The organism is Cohnella sp. CFH 77786 (genome assembly GCF_019400745.1).
GTDB lineage: Bacteria > Bacillota > Bacilli > Paenibacillales > Paenibacillaceae > Cohnella.
On sequence record NZ_WJIB01000001.1, the window covers coordinates 235,676 to 254,748 of the forward strand.

Annotated in this window: 14 protein-coding genes; all 14 read right to left on the minus strand. The window is 62.6% G+C overall.

The features are described 5' to 3' along the window. Positions 1-30: 30 nt before the first annotated feature. The 14 genes from rsmB to GE107_RS01205 all read right to left on the minus strand — a co-directional run bounded on the left by rsmB (position 31) and on the right by GE107_RS01205 (position 18,958). The gene (rsmB, locus tag GE107_RS01140; protein WP_219637626.1) at positions 31-1,740 is read right to left on the minus strand and encodes a 16S rRNA (cytosine(967)-C(5))-methyltransferase RsmB; all 1,710 of its coding nucleotides are present in this window, start codon (positions 1,738-1,740) and stop codon (positions 31-33) included. Between the two features lie 913 nt (positions 1,741-2,653). Beyond that, on the minus strand, positions 2,654-3,607 hold the full coding sequence (gene fmt, locus GE107_RS01145; protein ID WP_219637627.1) for a methionyl-tRNA formyltransferase: 954 nt from the start codon (positions 3,605-3,607) through the stop codon (positions 2,654-2,656). Between the two features lies 1 nt (position 3,608). Next, entirely contained in the window at positions 3,609-4,097 is a 489-nt protein-coding gene (def, locus tag GE107_RS01150) for a peptide deformylase (protein WP_219637992.1), read from the minus strand. A 25-nt stretch (positions 4,098-4,122) separates the two neighbouring features. After that, on the minus strand, positions 4,123-6,612 hold the full coding sequence (priA, locus tag GE107_RS01155; protein WP_255570078.1) for a primosomal protein N': 2,490 nt from the start codon (positions 6,610-6,612) through the stop codon (positions 4,123-4,125). Next, on the minus strand, positions 6,609-7,823 hold the full coding sequence (gene coaBC / locus GE107_RS01160; RefSeq protein WP_255570124.1) for a bifunctional phosphopantothenoylcysteine decarboxylase/phosphopantothenate--cysteine ligase CoaBC: 1,215 nt from the start codon (positions 7,821-7,823) through the stop codon (positions 6,609-6,611). Before coaBC ends, priA begins: the two co-directional genes overlap by 4 nt. Before the next feature lie 197 nt (positions 7,824-8,020). Next, entirely contained in the window at positions 8,021-8,221 is a 201-nt protein-coding gene (rpoZ, locus tag GE107_RS01165) for a DNA-directed RNA polymerase subunit omega (protein ID WP_219637632.1), read from the minus strand. A 5-nt stretch (positions 8,222-8,226) separates the two neighbouring features. Then, a complete protein-coding gene (gene gmk, locus GE107_RS01170; RefSeq protein ID WP_219637634.1) occupies positions 8,227-8,862 on the minus strand; it encodes a guanylate kinase in 636 nt (211 codons plus the stop codon). A 13-nt stretch (positions 8,863-8,875) separates the two neighbouring features. Then, positions 8,876-9,136: an extracellular matrix/biofilm regulator RemA gene (gene remA, locus GE107_RS01175; protein ID WP_027084220.1), complete on the minus strand. Its 261-nt coding sequence runs from the start codon at positions 9,134-9,136 to the stop codon at positions 8,876-8,878. A 184-nt stretch (positions 9,137-9,320) separates the two neighbouring features. Beyond that, positions 9,321-11,207 (minus strand): bifunctional homocysteine S-methyltransferase/methylenetetrahydrofolate reductase, encoded by a 1,887-nt coding sequence (locus tag GE107_RS01180; protein ID WP_219637636.1) that lies wholly within the window; start codon positions 11,205-11,207, stop codon positions 9,321-9,323. Between the two features lie 123 nt (positions 11,208-11,330). Further along, a complete protein-coding gene (locus GE107_RS01185; RefSeq protein WP_219637638.1) occupies positions 11,331-12,527 on the minus strand; it encodes an MFS transporter in 1,197 nt (398 codons plus the stop codon). A gap of 79 nt (positions 12,528-12,606) precedes the next feature. Next, positions 12,607-12,888, minus strand: a complete 282-nt coding sequence (locus GE107_RS01190; RefSeq protein WP_219637641.1) for an ArsR/SmtB family transcription factor — start codon at positions 12,886-12,888, stop codon at positions 12,607-12,609. Positions 12,889-13,416: 528 nt separating this feature from the next. Beyond that, positions 13,417-14,253, minus strand: coding sequence for a diaminopimelate epimerase (gene dapF, locus GE107_RS01195; RefSeq protein ID WP_219637642.1), 837 nt, complete (start codon positions 14,251-14,253; stop codon positions 13,417-13,419). 315 nt (positions 14,254-14,568) lie between these two features. Continuing rightward, positions 14,569-15,729: a formate-dependent phosphoribosylglycinamide formyltransferase gene (gene purT / locus GE107_RS01200; protein ID WP_219637644.1), complete on the minus strand. Its 1,161-nt coding sequence runs from the start codon at positions 15,727-15,729 to the stop codon at positions 14,569-14,571. 412 nt (positions 15,730-16,141) lie between these two features. Further along, positions 16,142-18,958 (minus strand): calcium-translocating P-type ATPase, SERCA-type, encoded by a 2,817-nt coding sequence (locus GE107_RS01205; protein ID WP_219637645.1) that lies wholly within the window; start codon positions 18,956-18,958, stop codon positions 16,142-16,144. Positions 18,959-19,073: the final 115 nt, after the last annotated feature.

Sequence of the window (19,073 nt, forward strand, 5' to 3'; positions counted from 1 at the left end):
CATAAAGGGCTTTATCGCCGGAAGCTGACGCTATCGCCGGCGCAAACGCGCGATGAAGAATCCGTCGCTTCCGAAATGATGCGGCAGCAGCTGCACCCGGCCCTCGAACGGCTCCGGCAGAATGCCGTTTGCTTGGAGCGGCTTGAGCACTTCCTCCGGCCAAGCCGGATCGGGAGCGAAGTCCGGATGGCTCTCGAGAAAACGGCGGACCGTCTCCTCGTTCTCTTCCGGAGCGATCGTGCAGGTACTGTATACGAGCGTGCCGCCGGGTTTCACGAGCGCGCTTGCCGAGCCGAGCAACCGCAGTTGGAGGGCGGCGAGCCCCGCGATGTCCTCCGGCGTCTTCGTCCACTTGATTTCCGGTTTGCGCCGGATGACGCCGAGGCCCGAACAAGGCGCGTCCAGCAGGACGACGTCCATCGATTGCGGCGGGCAGGCGCGGTCCAGCTCCAGCGCGTCCGACGTCGTCGCTTCGATGATCGTAAGTCCGAGACGGTCCCTCTGCCGATCGATCAGCGCCCGTTTATGCTCGTGGACGTCGTTGGCGATGACCTTGCCGCGGTTCCCCATGATTTCGGCGAGATGCGTGGACTTGCCGCCGGGCGCCGCGCAGCAGTCGAGCACGGTCATGCCGGGCTTCGGATCGGCGACGGCGGCCACGAGCATGGAGCTTTCGTCCTGGACGGTGAACCTGCCGTCGCGGAACCAAGGCGTGTCCGCCAGGTTCCCGGCCTTCTCCGCGAGGATACCGTCCCCTGACAACGGCGAAGGCTTCACGGCGAGTCCCGCGTGCGCCATCTCTTCGAGCATAGCTGCGCGGTTTGTGTTGATCCGGTTTACGCGGACGGACGCATGCGGAGGGCGATTGCCCGCTTCGCAGATCGCTTCCGCGATGCGTTCCCCGTAGGCGGCCATCCACCGTTCCACCAGCCAAAGCGGATGGCTGTGCGTCAGCGAAATCCGCTTCGCGGCCGGCAAGTCCGGCGGGATGACGGGCGCCGTTCCTTCGCGGAGCAAGCCGCGGAGAACGCCGTTGACCAGACCGGCGATGCCGGCGTGTCCGCGTTTCTTGGCGATGCGCACCGCTTCGTCCACGGCGGCGTGCGCCGGAATGCGGTCGAGCCAGTGCAGCTGGTAATAGCTCAGCCGCAGCAAGCAGCGTACCCACGGCTCGACCTTTCGCGGCCAGCCCTTGACGCGGGGGGAGAGGACGTAATCGATCGTGTTCAACCGCTGGATCGTCCCGTAGACGAGCTCGGTCGCCAGAGCGGCATCCGCCCGGGACAGCTCCGCTTCCGTGAGCATCCCATGCAACGCGAGGCCGCTGTAAGCGCCTTGCTCCTCGACCCGGCGCAGCACCTCCAGCGCCAGCTCGCGCGGCCCCGCGGGACCTCGCCGGGTTTGCGGGTCGCCTGCGGCAGATTTGCCGCCCGGCGGCTTGGCCGCGGGATTCCGCCCCGCTCTCGCACCCGCCGGATTCTCGCCCGCCGGATTCTCGCCCGGCGGCTTGGCCGCGGGATTCCGCCCCGCTTTCGCACCCGCCGCATTCTCGCCCGCCGGCTTGGCCGCGGGATTCCGCCCCGCTTTCGCACCCGCCGCATTCACGCCCGCCGGCTTGGCCGCGGGATCGCGCCCTGTTTTCGCACCCGCCGGATTCTCGCCCGCCGGCTTGGCCGCGGGATCGCTTATTGCAGAATTGGCGTTTGCGGGATGAGCCTCTTTCGATTGTCGTTCCGCCATCTGAATCTCCTCTCCAGCGTTGGGTTGCCGTACCGCGTAGTTCCAGTATTTCCACAATCGTTTAACGCCATTGGAGCAGCGCCGGGGCTGCTCCTGTTCCGAATCCATGACCTCATTGTCTTTATGTAGGGTCGGGCACGTGTCGATCTGTCCGTCTCACGGAGGGCCGGAGGTACTTGAAAACCCGTCGCATGTCGATCTGTCCGTCTCACGGAGGCCGGAGGTACTTGAAACCCCGTCGCACGTCGATCAGTCCGTCTCACGGAGGCCGGAGGTACTTGAAACCCCGTCGCATGTCGATCTGTCCGTCTCACGGAGGGCCGGAGGTACTTGAAACCCCCGTCGCATGTCGATCTGTCCGTCTCGCGGAGGGCCGGGGGTACTTGAAACCCCGTCGCACGTCGATCTGTCCGTCTCACGGAGGGTTGGAGCATGATTGCCCCCCGCCACAACTGCGATTAGTGGGAACCCCCCCCACTAAATTCCTCAAGATCCCACCATTTTGGTGAATTAGATGGAAATTCTCCCACTAATTCGACGTTTCCGCCAGAAATTGCTCCAATTCCGAAAAATACAGGGAAGTTTTCCCACTAATCCGGATACCGAATGTGATTCTCGACGAATAGTGGGAAGATTTCCCCCTAATCCGTGAGCCCGGTAGGTTACACGCGCTTGATGAGGGGCTTTCCCGCTCTCTTACTTTACTATCGTTTCGCTAATCTGCTTTACCATCGTCTATCCAGCATTGTGCTGTCGGTTCGCCCCATCGGCAGGGTTCGCTGATCTCGGGTTTCTCCGGGTACGGCAACTTGCGGACCCTCGAGCGCCGCTCTAACCAGGCTCAGCGCTACGGCAACTTGCGGCCCTCGAGCGGCGCTTTAGACGAGTGCTCCCAACGAAAAACGGCGCCCGGTTACCCGAGCACCGTGCCGGGGGCAAGCCGCGCGCCTTTGGCGAATTCCGAAGCCGGCAGCGCCTTCTTGCCGGCCGGCTGCACTTCCTCGAGCACGACGCTGCCGTCGCCCGTGCGGACGCGGATCCCGAAAGCCCCGGTCTCCAGCACGGAGCCCGGCGCCATACCTTCCCACTCCGGCCGCAGATCGGCATCCGGCGCAGCCGGAACGCGGCAGCCCCACACCTTGAACACTTCCCCGTTCCAGAACGTAAAGCCCCCGGCCATCGGGTTGAGCCCCCGAACCCGGTTGAATACTTCCCTCGCCGTCGCGGACCAGTCGATCCTCTCGTCCTCGCGCGTCAAATTCGGGGCGTACGTCGCTTCCGCCTCGATCTGCGGCTCGCGGGGCGCGGTTCCGTCCGCGATCCGCGGCAGCCACTCCCGCAGCAGCTCCGCTCCGGCTTCGCTCAGCTTCCCGAACATCGTGCCGGCCGTGTCTTCGTCCGCGATGGGCACTTCCCCCTTTGCGATCATGTCCCCGGTGTCCAGTCCTTCCGCCATGTACATGAGCGTGACGCCGGTTACGGCCTCGCCGGCGATAATGCTCCTCTGAATCGGTGCTCCGCCCCGATACCTCGGCAGCAAGGATCCGTGCACGTTGATGCACCCGAGACGGGGCATGTCCAGCACGGCCCGGGGCAGGATCTGCCCGTAAGCGGCGGTGACGATGAGGTCCGGCCGGAACGCCGCCAGCTCCTCCACCGCCCCCGGCGCCCGCAGCTTCTCCGGCTGCAGCACGGGCAATCCCCGCTCCGTCGCGAACGCTTTGACCGGCGGCGGCGTCAGCTCCCGCTTCCGCCCCTTCGGCCGGTCCGGCTGCGTCACGACGCCCGCGACCTCGTATCCCCGCTCGAGCAGCATACGAAGAGAAGGGACGGCGAAGTCCGGCGTCCCCATGAACACGATGCGCATCTTATTCGCCACCCTGCTCCGGAGCCAGCTTCCGGGCTTCGTACACGGATTCGGCCAAATCGACGAACAGGACGCCGTTCAGGTGATCCAATTCGTGCTGGAACGCCCGCGCCAGCAAATCCGTGCCTTCGTACTGAACCGGGTTGCCGTGGCGGTCCTGGGCTTTGATCACGACTTTCCGGGCCCTTTTCACGTCCCCTTGCAGGCCGGGGATGCTCAGGCAGCCTTCGGGTCCGAACTGCTCCCCTTCCAGGCTCACGATTTCCGGGTTCACCAGTTCCAGCAGCCCGTGCTCCTCGTCGGCGTCCACCACGAAAACCCGTTTCAAAATCCCCACTTGAGGCGCGGCAAGTCCGACGCCGTCGGCGTCGTACATCGTGTCCGCCATATCGTCCAGCAGCTTGTGCAGGTTGGCGTTGAACTTCGTCACTTCCTGCGCCCGCTCCCTCAGCACGGGGTCGGGATGTTTCACGATCATCCGGATGGCCAATTCGATCAGTCCTTTATTCAAGCGTTCAAAGCATCATTTGGGGATCCACGTCTACGGAGATTTGCACCCCTCCGCGTTTCGGCGCTTCGCCCATTTCGCGCAGCACTTCGGCTGTCAGGGCGCCCGCATCGAGCTTTCCCCGATATTTTACCATACATTGAAAACGGTAGCGATCTTTCAGGCGTGGAATCGGGGAAGGAACCGGGCCGAGCACGTCCATCCCGGCTGCTTCCCCCGGCAAGGTGACGGAGGCGATGCCCAGCGCCTCGGCGCGCTGCCGCATCTTCCTTGCAAACATCTCCCCGGTCGACAGCAGCATCGGAACCGATTCGTGGGAGAACGTGACCGAAATGAGCCTGCCGTAAGGCGGATACCCGAGCAACCGGCGCGTTTCCAGCTCCTGCCGCACGAAGCCGACGTAATCGTGGCCCGCGACGGACGCTACGGACACGTGCTCCGGATCGTACGTTTGGATCACGACTTCCCCCGGCAGCTCGTGTCTGCCCGCGCGGCCGGCCACTTGGGTGAGCAGCTGGAACGTCCGTTCGGCCGCGCGGAAATCCGGCAAGCGCAGCGCTGCGTCCGCCGCCAAAACGCCAACCAGCGTCACCCGCGGAAAATCGAGGCCTTTGGCCACCATCTGGGTTCCAAGGAGCACGTCGGCTTTCCGTTCACGGAACATCGTCAGCCACTTCTCGTGCGAACCTTTTTCGGAAGTCGTGTCCACGTCCATGCGGATCACCCGGATGCCCGGAAACGTCTCCGCCAGCGCCTCTTCCACCTTCTGCGTCCCCGTCCCGAAAAAGCGGATGTGCGGACTTTGGCAGGCCGGACACGACTCCGGCTCGCCCTCCGCGTACCCGCAGTAATGGCAGCGGAGATTACGGGAGCCCCGGTGGTACGTGAGCGCGATGTCGCAATGGGGACAAGAGCACGTATACCCGCACGAGCGGCACATGACGAAAGTGGAGTAGCCCCGGCGGTTGAGCAGCAGCACCGCCTGTTCCTCCCGGCGAAGCCGCTCCTCCAGCGCTTCTTTGAGGGCCCGGCTGAACATCGCCCGGTTGCCCAGCTTCAGCTCCTCCCGCATGTCCACGATCCGGACGTCCGGCAGCGGACGGTCCGCGACCCGCTCGGGCAGTCTCACATATTGAATATCCCCCGCATACCCGCCGCCCTCCGCCGCCGCGGCGAAGCTTTCCAAAGAAGGGGTCGCGGAGCCCAGCACGACGACCGCCCCGTTCATGCGGGCTCGTTCCGCGGCGACGTCTCGGGCGTGGTATTTCGGGCTTTCCTCTTGCTTATAGGAGGTTTCGTGTTCCTCGTCGATGACGATCAGGCCGATTCGGGAAAAAGGGGCGAACACCGCGGAACGGGCGCCGACCGCCACTTGGGCGCGTCCTTCCCGGATTTTGCGCCATTCGTCGTACCTCTCCCCTTGGGACAGGCGGCTGTGGAGCACGGCTACCCGGGCGCCGAACCGGCTTTTGAACCGCTCCACCATCTGCGGCGTCAAAGCGATTTCCGGTACGAGCACGATCGCTTCGCGCCCTTGCTCCAGGCATTGCTGGATCGCTTGCAGGTAAATTTCCGTTTTGCCGCTTCCCGTTACGCCGTGCAGCAGAAACACCCGATGCCGCCGTTCGGACAGCGACTCCGCGATCGGGTCCAGCGCCGCCCGCTGCGCAGGCGTCAGGGGAAGCGGCGCGGAAACCGGAAAATCGCGCCCCTGATACGGATCGCGGTCTTCCGTCACCTGGCGGATTTCCAGCGCCCCCTTCTCCCCGAGCGCCCGGATGACCTGCGCGCTCACGCCCGCCGACTCCGACAGCTCCGCCAACGCCACCGGCTCCGGGCGTTCGGCCAAATAGGCCAGCACTTCCTTCTGTTTGCGCGCGCCCGCCGGAAAATGCGCCAGCAGCTCCCGCAGCTTGTCCGCGTCAGGCGGAAAAACGGTCGCCACCGTTTTGACCGACAGCCGGTCTTCGACCTGCTGCCTTTCGGTTAAACGGCCTTCCTTCAGCCAACGTTTGAGCAGCGGCCCGCTATCCGGAAACTGCTGCATGAGCGCGGACCATTTGACCGCCGAACCTCGGCGGAATGCCTGCCAGACGGACGCCTCCGCACCCGTCTGATCCGCCGGCGCTTCGGCGCCTTCCGCGGGGGCGATATACTTCTCCATACGCCCCTTCAGCGCGGCCGGCAGCATCGCCTGCAAAGCCACGACGAGCGGGCACACCCAGCGCCGGCTCATCCACGCTCCGAGTTCGACGAGCTCCGGCGTCAGCGGCGGCAAAGCGTCGAGCACGTCCGCAATCGGCTTCAGGCGGCCGCGCTCCACTTCCGCTTCCTCCGCGAACCCGGTCACGAAGCCCTGCAGCGTCCGCCCGGCGAACGGCACGGCGACGCGGCTGCCCGCTTCGGTCCACGCAGCCAGCCGCTCGGGCACTTCATAATCAAAAGGCCGATCCGTCTCGCGGGTCGGCACGTCTACGATCACTCTGGCGATCATCATGCTTGCTTCATCCGTTCCGCGGCCAGCTGCCAAATCCGCTCCGCGACCCATCGCTTGGCGGAGAGCGGAATACTTTCGACCAGCCCTTCGGGAGCGTAGACGGACGCAATGTTCGTGTCCGTTCCGAACCCGGCGCCCGGCAGCGAAACGTCATTGGCGACGATCAGGTCGCATTTTTTGCGCTTCAGCTTGTCCATCGCGTATTTCTCGAGATCGCCCGTCTCCGCGGCGAAGCCGATCGTGAACGGCGCTTTCCCGTCCGGATGGGCCGCTTTCCAATCGCCGATCGCCTGCAAGATGTCGGGATTGCGGACGAACTCCACCGTAAGCGTTTCCCCGTCTTTCTTCATTTTGGTATCGTGCCTGACGAGCGGACGGTAATCGGCTACCGCCGCAGCTTTGACGATGACGTCCGCGTCGCCGAGTCGTTTCGTAACCTCGTCGAACATGTCCGCCGCCGATTCGACCCGGACGACGTTAACGCCGCCCGGCGGCCGTTCGTCCGTCCTCGCGCAGATGAGCGTCACCTCGGCTCCGTATTCGCGGGCGGTTTCCGCCAAGGCGAACCCCATTTTGCCGGAGGAATCGTTCGTGACGTAACGGACGGGATCGATCCGCTCCACGGTGCCGCCGGCCGTGACGACAATCTTGAGCCCGGCAAGGAGGCGCGGTCCGGCAAGCAACGATGCCGCCGCTTCCGCGATTTCTTCCGGCTCCGCCAGTCGGCCCTTGCCGACGTAGCCGCAGGCGAGCTGGCCCGTTCCCGGCTCGACGAAGCGAACGCCCCGCGACGCAAGCTTGAGGACGTTGTCCACCACGGCGGGATGTTCCCACATATGTACGTTCATGGCCGGCGCCACGACGATCGGAGCCGTCGTCGCCAGCAGCGTCGTGCTGAGCATGTCGTCGGCGATGCCGGCCGCCATTTTTCCGATGACGTTGGCGGTGGCCGGGGCGACGATGACGAGATCCGCGGCGTCCGCCCAATCGATGTGCTGCACGACCGACGGATCCCGTTCGTCGAACACGTCCGTCGCGACCGGATGGCGGGACAGCGTCTGAAGCGTCAGCGGCGTGACGAAGCGCGCGGCCCCATCCGTCATGATGACGCGGACCTGCGCTCCCCATGATACGAGACGGCTGCACAGCGTCGCCGCCTTATAGGCGGCAATGCCGCCCGAGATGCCGAGCACGATCGTTTTTCCCGTCAGCGGCTTCAACCGAATCTCCCTCCCGGTAAGTGCGAACATGAACTTTCCGCAAAGCTAGAAAAAAAACAACCGCAGGGGTTGTCCTTCCTCGATCAATCCGTATTCATCCCTATTCGTTATTCATGACTGGTAAATCATCGATCAAAACGGCATCTCTGCTCACAAGAGACGCCGAACTTGGACCGCGAGCTCTCGACCTATTTGCCCAATTGCTCGATTTGCACGAAGTCGTGGTAAATTTCCTCCAGCGCGACGCCGACGACCTTGCGGGATTTGGGCGCCGACATTTCGGATTGTTTGCCGTCCCTCAGGGAGCGGGCCCTCTTCGATGCCGCCACGACCAGCGTGTATTTGCTGTCCACTTTGCGGACCAATTCGTCGATCGACGGGTACAACATGCTTTTCACCTCTCCGATACTTTTTGTGCGGGGGTCAAGTCTTTCAATTCGCGGAACAGCTCATGCAGGAATCTCTCGCGTTTGCAATGCTCCGCGGTGATAATGGAAGCGATCCGGCCGCAAGCCGAATCGATCTCGTCGTTCACGACGGCGTAATCGTAATGGTACAGCAGGTTCATCTCTTCCACGGCGACGGACAGCCGATGGTCGATCGTCGCCTGCGATTCCGTTCCCCTGCCGACGATGCGCTGCTTGAGCTCGTTCAAGGACGGCGGCAGCAGGAAGACGAACACGCCCTCCGGAAATTTCTCTTTGACCTTCAGGGCGCCTTGCACTTCGATTTCGAGAATGATGTCTTTGCCTTCGGCAAGCGTCTTCTCGACGAATTCCCGCGGCGTGCCGTAATAATTGCCGACGTACTCCGCGTATTCGAGCAAGGCGTCGCTGGCGATCATCTGCTGGAACTGCTCGCGTGTTTTGAAAAAATAATTCACGCCGTCCCGCTCGCCTTCCCGGGGCGCCCGGGTCGTAGCGGAAACGGAATAGATCAGCTCGGGATGCCGGCGCCTGAGTTCGCTGCACACGGTTCCCTTGCCGACGCCGGATGGTCCGGACAATACGATCAGCAAACCTCTGTTCATGGAGCTCCCCGATTCATTCGTCATGTTCGTCGTCTTTGGTGGACAACCGGTGCGCGACCGTTTCCGGTTGGACAGCGGACAAGATCACATGGTCGCTGTCGGTAATGATGACGGCGCGCGTGCGGCGGCCATAAGTCGCGTCGATCAGCATGTGCCGGTCACGGGCTTCCTGGATGATGCGTTTGATCGGAGCGGATTCCGGACTTACGATGGAAATGATCCGGTTCGCCGATACGATGTTGCCGAAGCCGATGTTGATGAGCTTGATTGCCATGCAGCGTTTTCCCTCCGGTCTGTCCTCGTCAGCAGCTCCCGGGGCAGCCCGTAACTACGCTCCCATTGTTGCCGAAAGCGGCCCCCCGCATACTGCGGGATGGATGCGGTTCCCACATCCGATTGATTTATTGCTTTATTGTACTTCAAATCCATAGGACGGACAAGAGCGCAGGAAAGCGCATTTATTCTCCCCGGCACGCGCGCGCGCCCTTGCGGACAACATATTCCGTCAAAGCCGCTGTCATCTCGTAGAACAGGAACGGCGTGATCAGATAGATCCCGTTGAAATGCGGCATCGCGGCGTCCAGAAGCTCCTGCGCGATGGCGACTCCTTCGGCGCGGCCGGCCGGTCCTTCCAGTCCGTTCATCCGCTTGCGGACTTCGTCGGACAGCTGGATGCCCGGCACTTCGTTATGCAGGTATTCCGCGTTGCGTCCGCTGGCCAGCGGCATGATCCCGATGAAAATCGGCACACCGATATGCCTTGTCGATTCCGCGATCTTCTCGATAAGGGCCGGATCGTACACCGGCTGCGTCATGATGTAGTCGGCTCCGGAAGCCACCTTGCGCTCCAGCCGCTGAACCGCCTTGTCCAGATGCTTCACGTTCGGGTTGAACGCGGCCCCGACGACGAATTTCGCCTTCTGCTTGAGCGGCTTGCCGGAGAATGCCACGCCTTCGTTCAGCTGCTTGATCATGCGGATAATTTCGAATGAGGTCAAATCGTACACCGAGCTGGAGCCCGGCAAATCCCCGAACTTGGCCGGATCCCCCGTCACCGCGAGCACGTGGTCGATGCCGAGGGCGTCGAAGCCCATCATGTGCGACTGCGTGCCGATCAGGTTCCGGTCCCGGCAAGCGATATGGGCGAGCGCCCGGATGCCGATCCGCTCCTTGACGAGGGCGCCGAGCGCCATGTTGCTCATCCGCGTGACGGCCAAGGAATTGTCGGCCATCGTCAGCGCGTCCGCACCCGCGGCCTTCAGCGCTTCAGCCCCTTGCATAAACCGCGCGATATCGAGGTCGCGCGGCGGGTCCAGCTCCACGATCACGGTGTGGCGCTGCCGGACCAGATCGACGAGGCTCGGCTCGCCTCCGCCTTCCGCGCCTCCCTCCGCGACGGCAACGGGCGGCTCGGCCGGTTGGGCAGCCGTCTCCGACACGGTCTGCGTTGCCGGAGGGCGCTGCGAATCCGGCGCCGGAACGTAATTCCGCAGCGCATGGGCGATCGCTTCGATGTGCTCCGGCGTCGTGCCGCAGCAACCGCCGATGAGCCGCGAGCCGAGATCCGCGAATCGGATCGCCGATTGGGCGAAATATTCCGGCGAAGCCGAATAGACGACCTTGCCGTCCACGTAATCGGGAATGCCCGCGTTCGGAAACACGCTGAGGGGAGCCCCGAGGTCCCGCGGAATCGTCTCCATCGCGCGAAGGATCGCATTCGGACCGCTTCGGCAGTTGAAGCCGATCACGTCGGCACCTTCTCCCTTGAGCCTCTGGAACGCTTCCCCCAGCGGCACGCCGTCATGCGTCCGCGCGACGTCTTCCACCGCGAATTGGCAAATGACCGGGATGTCGCTCCGGTCCCGGATCAGCCGAAGGGCGAGCGACAGCTCCTCCAAGTCGAAGAACGTTTCCAGCAGCAAGCCGTCCGGCTTCGCCGCCAGCAGCGCGCCGATCTGCTCCTCGAAATCCCGCTTGATCCCCGACATGCGCACGTGTTTGCGTCGTCCGGCGCGGAACGCGCCGATCGCGCCGACGACATAAGCGGCGTCACCCGCGGCCTGACGCGCGATCGCGACGCCCGCGGCGTTGATGTCTTCCGTTTTTTTCTCCAGCCCGTATTTGGACAGTTTCCCATGCTGCGCGGAAAACGTATTGGTCTCGATCACTTCGGCGCCGGCCTTGACATAACGGCGGTGGACGTCGGCGATGACGCCCGGTTTCAAAAGGTTGAACTCCTCATACGACACGCCGACCGGAAACCCGAGCTGGTACAGGTACGTTCCCATCGCCCCGTCGCCCACCAGAGGTTTCTCCCGCAGCGCCGCGCGCAAATCCGCTTTCATGAAGCTTCCCCATCCATTCCATCCGTAAAGTAATTATTAATGTAGCATAATTCCTTAGCCATTAAAATGGAAAAACCCGACCAAGTTCGATCGGGTTCATAGGAATTCCGAAAAAACGGGCGCTTAAGCTTCCGCTTTCTTCAGGTTCGGTTCCGGCGCGCCCGCCCGGGATCGTGCCCGCGCCAGCCCCAAGGCCATGGCGGCCGTCGCCGCGGCGACGATAACGCCGGCCGCTCCCAGCCAGCTGACGGACGACAGCGACCATTGCTCCACGACGACGCCGCCGATGCCCGCGCCCGCCGCCATCGCCAGCTGCAGCACGGAAGTGTTTAGGCTGAGCATGATGCCGGAAGCTTCCGGGGAGAGCGTCATCAGATAGTATTGCTGAGTCGGTCCGGACGACCACGCGGAGAACGCCCACAGCATCAGGATTGGAAACACGACTGCGGCCGAGTGGGCTCCCGCGGTCAGCAAGACCAACGACAAGGCATGGAGCAGCATGCCGCCGACCAGCGTCCGGGCAACGCCCCACCGGTCCGTGCTGAACCCCCCAAGCTTCGAGCCGATCAAGCTGGCCACGCCGAAAGCGAACAGCGCGATGCTGACTTCCCGTTCATTCATCCCTGTAATGTTAAGCAAAAAGGGCGAAATGTACGTATAAGCGATGGAGTAGCCGAATATCCAGAAGAAGGTGATCCCCAGGGCCACGACGATTTTCCGGTCGCCGAGCAGCGACAATTGCTGTCTGATCGGTACCGGCTCCTCTCCGTCCGACCGCGGAATCGCGCGGTAGACGACAACCATCGCCAACACGCCGAGCACGCCGATCCCCAAGAAGATCACTTTCCAATCGAAAGCGGCGGCGACGACCCGGCCGAGCGGGACCCCGACGATGAGGGCGGTGCTAAACCCCATGACCAGCGTGGCGATGGCGCTTGCTTGTTTTCCCGGCTGTGCCAGCTGAGCGGCGACCGTCAAGGCGACGACGACGAACAGCCCCGTGCTGAGCGCCAGAATGACCCGCGATCCCATGAGCGGGATGAATCCCGGCGCCGCGACGGCGATCAGATTGCCCGCGGCGAACGCGCCAAGCGCGGACACCAGCACTTTCCTGCGCTCCATCCGCGCGGTCAACGCCATCAGAATCGGCGTTCCGAACGCGTACGCGATCGAGAAAACGGTAATCAACTGGCCGGCCGCCGCAAGCGAGACGCCGACGTCCTCCGAAATCATATCCAATATGCCGGCAATGATGAACTCCGACGTTCCGACCAGGAAGCTGACGGCAGCCAACAAGTAGATTTTCCACGTATTCGACATTTTGTTTGAACTCCTTCCCCACTCCGTACTGTTTTTATATTTCTAAAAATATAGAAATATCGACAAAAAAATGACTCCGTTACTCCAGCAAATAAGGGGCGTATTTCCGCGCCACCTCGCGGTTCACGCAGTAGTAAATATAGGTTCCGTCCTTTCGGAGGTCCAGAAGTCCGCAATCCGTGAGTTGCTTCAGATGGTGGGACAATGTGGAGCCGGCTACCGATTCCAGCTTGCTTCCGATGTCGGAACAGCACAGATTTTTCTCCCCGTTCAGGAGCCGGACGATTTTGAGGCGCGTGGGTTCGCCGAGCGCTTTGTACACTTTCACGGCTTGTCGGAGTTCAGCGGAGTCTTCTGCCACGATCGATTCACCTTCGCCGGTAAATTTCATATTTCTAAAATCATTGAAATAAGAATAACATATGTTTCCTGAAACGTAAACAGAGGGCGCCAAAATTGTTTTGCGAGTGGAATGGCGCTGCCGCAAGTCGGTCGGGCCGTTCCAACGGATGATCGCTGACCTTGGAACACAGCCGCAAGTCGGTCGGGCCGTCATTCGGGAGGTTAATGGCTGTGGAACACAGCCGCTAAATGATCTCGCCTTCATCCAGATAGACCATCTCACCGCCGACGGTAATCTACGCGAACTCCTCGAAAATCTTACAGTTTTGCGCTTCGATTCGAGTAGCGGCTCTCTAGCCGGGTTTTTCCGGGTTGCATCCGTAAAATGGCCGAGTTCCGACGCTCTAGCCGGGTTTTTCCGGGTTGCATCCGTCAATTGGTCGGGTTGCTGCACTCTAGCCGGGTTTTTCCGGGTTGCATCAGTCATTTGGTCTGGTTGCGGCGCCAGTACCCAAAAGAAGCCGGGTCGCCCCGGCTTCTTCAAAACTCAAATCTCCAACGTGCCCTCGAACGCGATCGCCGCCGGACCGGTCATGTACACGCGGTTGTCCGCTTCCTTCCACTCGATCAGCAGGTCGCCGCCGGCCAGGGAGATCGTCGCTTTGCGGTCCGTCAGCCCGTTCAGCACCGACGATACGAGGGTCGCGCAAGCCCCGGTGCCGCAAGCGAGCGTAGGACCTGCCCCACGTTCCCAGACGCGCATGTCGACTTGCGAACGGGAGTTTACGGTCGCGAATTCCACGTTGATTTTGCGGGGGAACAGCGGGTGTTTCTCCAGCTTCGGCCCCCACGTCGCCAGTTCGAACCCGGCCGCGTCGTCGACGTAGATGACGCAATGGGGATTCCCCATCGACACCGCAGTGAACCGGAATTCGCGCCCGTCCACCTCCACCGGATGGCTGATAACCGGATTGGAGTCGATCGTTGTGGGAACGTCCAGCCCGTTCAGGATCGGCGCCCCCATGTCGACGGTCACCCGTTGTACCTCGCCTCCGCCGACCTCCAGAACGAGCGGCTGCACGCCTGCTCCCAGGGTTTCGATCGTCAGCTCCGTTTTCGCCGTCAACCCTTTATCGTACACATACTTGGCCACGCAGCGGATGGCGTTTCCGCATTGCTCGGCTTCGGAGCCGTCGGAGTTGATAATGCGCATGCGGAAATCCGCCCGCTCCGACGGCAGGATGTAGACGAGGCCGTCCGCACCGATGCCGAAGAAACGGTTGCACAACCGAACCGCCAGTTCGCCGGCTCCGGCCGGCAGTTCACGCTCTCCATACACGACGATGAAGTCGTTTCCGAGTCCGTGCATTTTCGTGAATTGCATGATGATGTCCTCCTTTAGCTTGCTGCGGCTGCTTTCTGGCTTGTATCTTACCGCACCGGGGCGGGAAAAGGGATACAGCCAACTGCCGTTTGTTTGCACTTTTCCGCTACAGCGCCGGTTTACGGTCCCCATGCCCGCAACTTCTCCGCTACCCGTACCACTTGTCCGCAATCGCGTCGTCTGTTTCGTTGCTCCGCTACCCGCACCACTTGTCCCAATCGCGTCATCTGTCCGCTGCTCCACTACCTGCTGCATTTGTCCCCTACCGGCTTCACCACTCAGCTGCCCGCTTCACTTTGCCGCCGCTGCACCGCTTTACAGTCCCTTAATGCGCAGCTTGTCCAGCGCCCGCTTCGCCCGGCTGCGGGCTTCTTCCACGGTATCGGCCGTCGCCAGCGTGACCGCCATGCGGCGTCCCGGTTTCGTCACGGGCTTGCCGAACACGCGCGCTTGCGTATCCGGTACGTAGAGCGCTTCCTCCAGACCCTCGATCCGGTAGTCCTCCATTTCCGCATCCGCCTTCAGCGGGCGGCTGGCTCCCGGGGACACGACTTTGATTTCCGGTATCGGCAACCCGAGAATCGCCCTGGCATGCAGCGCGAACTCGGACAGGTTCTGGCTGACCAGGGTGACGAGGCCGGTATCGTGCGGACGCGGCGACACTTCGCTGAAGTAGACCTTGTCTCCGGCCAGGAACAGCTCGACGCCGAAAATGCCCGCCCCGCCAAGCTCGTCCGTAATCGCGAGGGCGATCCGTTTCGCTTCGGCGAGCTGGGCTCCCGTCATCTCGTGGGGCTGCCAGGACTCGATATAATCCCCGTCCTGCTGGATATGGCCGATCGGCTCGCAGAACAAGGTGCCTCCCGCGGAACGGACCGTCAGCAGCGTGATTTCCGATTCGAACCGGATGAACTGCTCCACGATAACGCGTCCTTGCCGCACCCGGCCGCTTTCCATCGCCAGCTGCCAGCTCCGGGGGATGTCGGCTTCCGAACGGCATACGCTCTGGCCTTTGCCGGAAGAACTCATCAGAGGTTTCACGACGCAAGGGAACCCCATCGCTCGAGCCGCCTGCTCGAACTCCTCGAACGTATCCGCGAACCGGTAATCGGCCGTCGGAAGACCCAGCGTTTCGGAAGCGAGCCTACGGATGCCTTCGCGGTCCATCGTCAGCCTTGCGGCCCGGGCCGTAGGAATCACCCGAAAACCTTCGTCCTCCAGCTTCACCAGTTCCGCCGTGGCGATCGCTTCGATCTCCGGAACGATCAGGTCCGGCTTCTCCCGTTCGACGAGTTCCCGAAGCGCGGCGCCGTCGAGCATGTCGATCACGTAGCTCCGGTCCGCCACGTGCATGGCCGGCGCGCCTTCGTAACGGTCGACCGCCACCGTTTCCACGCCCAGCCGCTGGGCCTCGATGATCACTTCTTTGCCAAGTTCGCCCGATCCGAGCAGCATCATTTTTTTCGTATGGTACATAGAGGGAGCGAAACCGCCTTTCCAAACCGATTTTCCTCATTATACCTTCCGCGCGGGCTCGGTTCACCTTTTTTTCGGTACGGTGTATCGTTTTCCGCGTTTTTCCGTTATGAAAGCGGAATGCACCCTAATACTTTTTCGTCTCGGACGCAGACGCCGTTCATGGGAGCATGCGAAGCCAAGGCGTCAAAGTTTCGGCAGTCCATGGTGGAGGCAGTATGCGATTCTTCGACGCCTGGGACCGGGACGGAAACCGGTTCGGCATGCGACGTTCCAGGAGAAATGGGCGATCAAAAGCGAGTCATAGCGAATAAAAGCGAAAACCCTCCAAAGCAGACATCGTGTCTGTTCCGGAGGGTTCCGTTCTGCGTGCGGTTGTCGGACGCCGGCCGTTCCGGCTTTGCGGCAACCTCTAACGGGAAACCGGGCGCGGCGGACGGGCGGTCGTGGTGCCGTAGCTGATCTTGCGGCCTTTCTTCGGCTTGGACGTCCCCAGCACGCTGCCGATCCCCATCACGAACGTCGGAATGCCGGCGGCGACGGTCACGAGCGCCCAGTCGCGGAAGCCGAGCGGCACCGTTTTGAAAACGGGCTGAAGCGGCTCCAGGTACAAGACGGCAAGCATGAGCAGAAGCGAAGAAAGCACGGCCAGCACGAGGAAGCGGTTCTCAAGCAGTCTGCGGTGGAAAATGGATCGGGAGCTGCGGCAATCGAACACGTGGATGAGCTGCGCCATGACGAGCGTGGCGAATGCGACGGTCTGGGCGTGAACCAGCGATGCCGCGTCTCCGGTCCCTTGAATCAGCGTCACATAGAACGCCCCCAGCGTGCACAATCCGATCAGCAGGCCGCGGCTGATGATTTTCCACCCGAGACGGCGGGCAAAAATGTTTTCCTTGGCCGGCCGCGGCTTCTGCCGCATCAAATCGCTCTCCGATTGGTCGACGCCGAGCGCCATCGCCGGCAAGCCGTCCGTGACGAGGTTGACCCACAGGATCTGGATCGGCACGAGAGGCAGCGGCAGGCCGAGCATCATCGCCAGGAACATCGTCATGATCTCGCCGACGTTGGAAGCGAGCAAATAGCGGATGAACTTGCGGATGTTCTCGTAAATGCCGCGCCCTTCCTCGACGGCCGCGACGATCGTCGAGAAGTTGTCGTCCGCCAGCACGAGCGCGGAAGCTTCCTTCGTGACGTCGGTGCCGGTGATGCCCATCGCGATGCCGATGTCGGCCGCCTTGACGGCGGGCGCGTCGTTCACCCCGTCGCCGGTCATCGCCACGACGTGGCCGTTCCGCTGCAGCGCTTGCACGATGCGCAGCTTATGCTCGGGGGAAACGCGCGCGTAGACGCTGACCTCGTCCGCGATTCGGCCGAGCTCCTCGTCGCTCATCGCGGACAGCTCCGACCCGCTTACAACCCGCCCGTCCCGCTGCATGATGCCGATGCTCCGGGCGATCGCTTCGGCGGTCAGGCCGTGGTCGCCGGTGATCATCACCGTCTTGATGCCGGCCTGCCGGCATTTGACGATCGCCTCCTGAACCTCCTTGCGGGGAGGGTCGATCATGCCGGCCAATCCGACAAAGACGAGCCCTCTCTCCGCTTGCTCATTCGTCTCGCAAGCTTCGCCCGTCTTCAGGTCGCGATAGGCGAAACCCAGCACGCGAAGGGCATCCTTGGCCATCAATTCGTTCGCTTGAAGCACTTTCTGGCGAAGGGTCGCGGTAAAAGGCGTGATCTGGTCTCCCCACAGCACGTAATCGCAGTGCTCCACGAGCAAATCCGGCGCTCCCTTGGTCATGAGAAGCTGCTTGCCTTGGTGGGAAACGAGCACCGACATCCGTTTGCGGTCGGGATCGAACGGAAACTCCTTCATCCGCCGGTACAACGTCTCCAGCGACGCCCGGGTGTGGCCGGTTTTGGCCGCCAGCACGAGCAGCGCGCCTTCCGTCGGATCGCCTTTCACTTTCCACTCCCCGCCGTCCTTCCCCGGCTCCTCTTTGCCGGGTTTGCGTTTGCGGGGATCGTCCGCCTTCTCCTGCCGGTCCAGCTCCGCGTTGTTGCACAGAGCCGCCACCTGGGCCAGCCTGCGGATCGCCGAATCCCCTTTGGCTTCCACCGGTTTGTCGGATTCCCTCAACTGTCCTGCCGGATCGTATCCTTCGCCCGACACGTCGATCCGCCTTCCTCCGAGCCACAGGCGGGTGACGGTCATCTGATTTTGCGTCAGCGTGCCCGTCTTGTCCGAGCAGATGACCGACGCGCAGCCGAGCGTTTCCACCGACGGAAGCTTGCGGACGATCGCCCGACGCCGGATCATGCGCTGCACGCCAAGCGCCAGCGCGATGGTGACGATCGCCGGCAAGCCCTCCGGAATGGCGGCGACCGCCAGGCTGACCCCGGCGAGGAACATCCCGTACAACGGCTGCCCATGCAGAACGCCCGCCGCGACGACCATAACCGTCAGCAGGATGGCGATGACGATCAGAATTTTGCCGAGCTGCTCCAGCCTGCGCTGCAGCGGAGTCTCCGCCTCCTCCGTACGCTGGATCAAATCGGCGATCGTGCCCATTTCCGTCTTCATGCCGGTCGTCGTGACGATGCCCCGGGCCGTGCCTTTCGTGACCATCGTACCGAGGTAGCCGCAGTTTTTCCGGTCTCCCAGCGGGAGCTCCGCCGCCGTCAGCGGCCCCGCTTCTTTCACGACCGGCACGGATTCTCCCGTCAGCGCCGCTTCGTCGACCGCGAGCTGCTGGCAGTCGATGAGACGCAAGTCCGCGGGTATGCGGTCGCCGCTCTCCAGCAGGACGACGTCTCCCGGAACGAGGGTACGGGCCGGCACCGCCTCGAGCTTTCCGCCGCGGATGACCTTGGCATGGGGCGCGGACAGTTCCTTCAAGGCGCGAAGGGAGCGCTCGGCGCGGTACTCCTGGAAGAACCCGAGGATTCCGTTAATGAGAATGATCGCAATGATCGTAAGGGCGTCGAGCATCTCCCCGAGTAGGCCCGAGATGACGACGGCCCCGACGAGGACGAGCACCATGAAATCCTTGAATTGACCCAAGAGCAGCTTCAGAGGCGGCTCGCCCTTCTTCTCCTGCAGCTCGTTGGCCCCGTGCTCCGCGAGCCGCCTCCGCGCTTCATCCGGCGCAAGCCCCTCCCTGGGATCGGTCCGAAGCGCCTCCGCCAGCCCGGTTTCGTCCAGCTGGTGCCACGTTTTCCCTTCCACGTTCCGTTCAGCTCCTCCCGTAATCCGCTGTTCGCTCCACCCAATTCCGTGGACAGCCTTTTCAAGCTATGTCTATTCAGACAAGCCGGGAAATATCCCCGCTGCCCTTTCCCTT

Coding starts and splice junctions, on each gene's coding strand:
- rsmB (WP_219637626.1), bottom strand. CDS start 1,740: ATGGCGGAACGACAATCGAAAGAGGCTCATCCCGCAAACGCCAATTCT.
- fmt (WP_219637627.1), bottom strand. CDS start 3,607: ATGCGCATCGTGTTCATGGGGACGCCGGACTTCGCCGTCCCTTCTCTT.
- priA (WP_255570078.1), bottom strand. CDS start 6,612: ATGATGATCGCCAGAGTGATCGTAGACGTGCCGACCCGCGAGACGGAT.
- rpoZ (WP_219637632.1), bottom strand. CDS start 8,221: ATGTTGTACCCGTCGATCGACGAATTGGTCCGCAAAGTGGACAGCAAA.
- gmk (WP_219637634.1), bottom strand. CDS start 8,862: ATGAACAGAGGTTTGCTGATCGTATTGTCCGGACCATCCGGCGTCGGC.
- remA (WP_027084220.1), bottom strand. CDS start 9,136: ATGGCAATCAAGCTCATCAACATCGGCTTCGGCAACATCGTATCGGCG.
- GE107_RS01180 (WP_219637636.1), bottom strand. CDS start 11,207: ATGAAAGCGGATTTGCGCGCGGCGCTGCGGGAGAAACCTCTGGTGGGC.
- GE107_RS01185 (WP_219637638.1), bottom strand. CDS start 12,527: ATGTCGAATACGTGGAAAATCTACTTGTTGGCTGCCGTCAGCTTCCTG.
- dapF (WP_219637642.1), bottom strand. CDS start 14,253: ATGCAATTCACGAAAATGCACGGACTCGGAAACGACTTCATCGTCGTG.
- purT (WP_219637644.1), bottom strand. CDS start 15,729: ATGTACCATACGAAAAAAATGATGCTGCTCGGATCGGGCGAACTTGGC.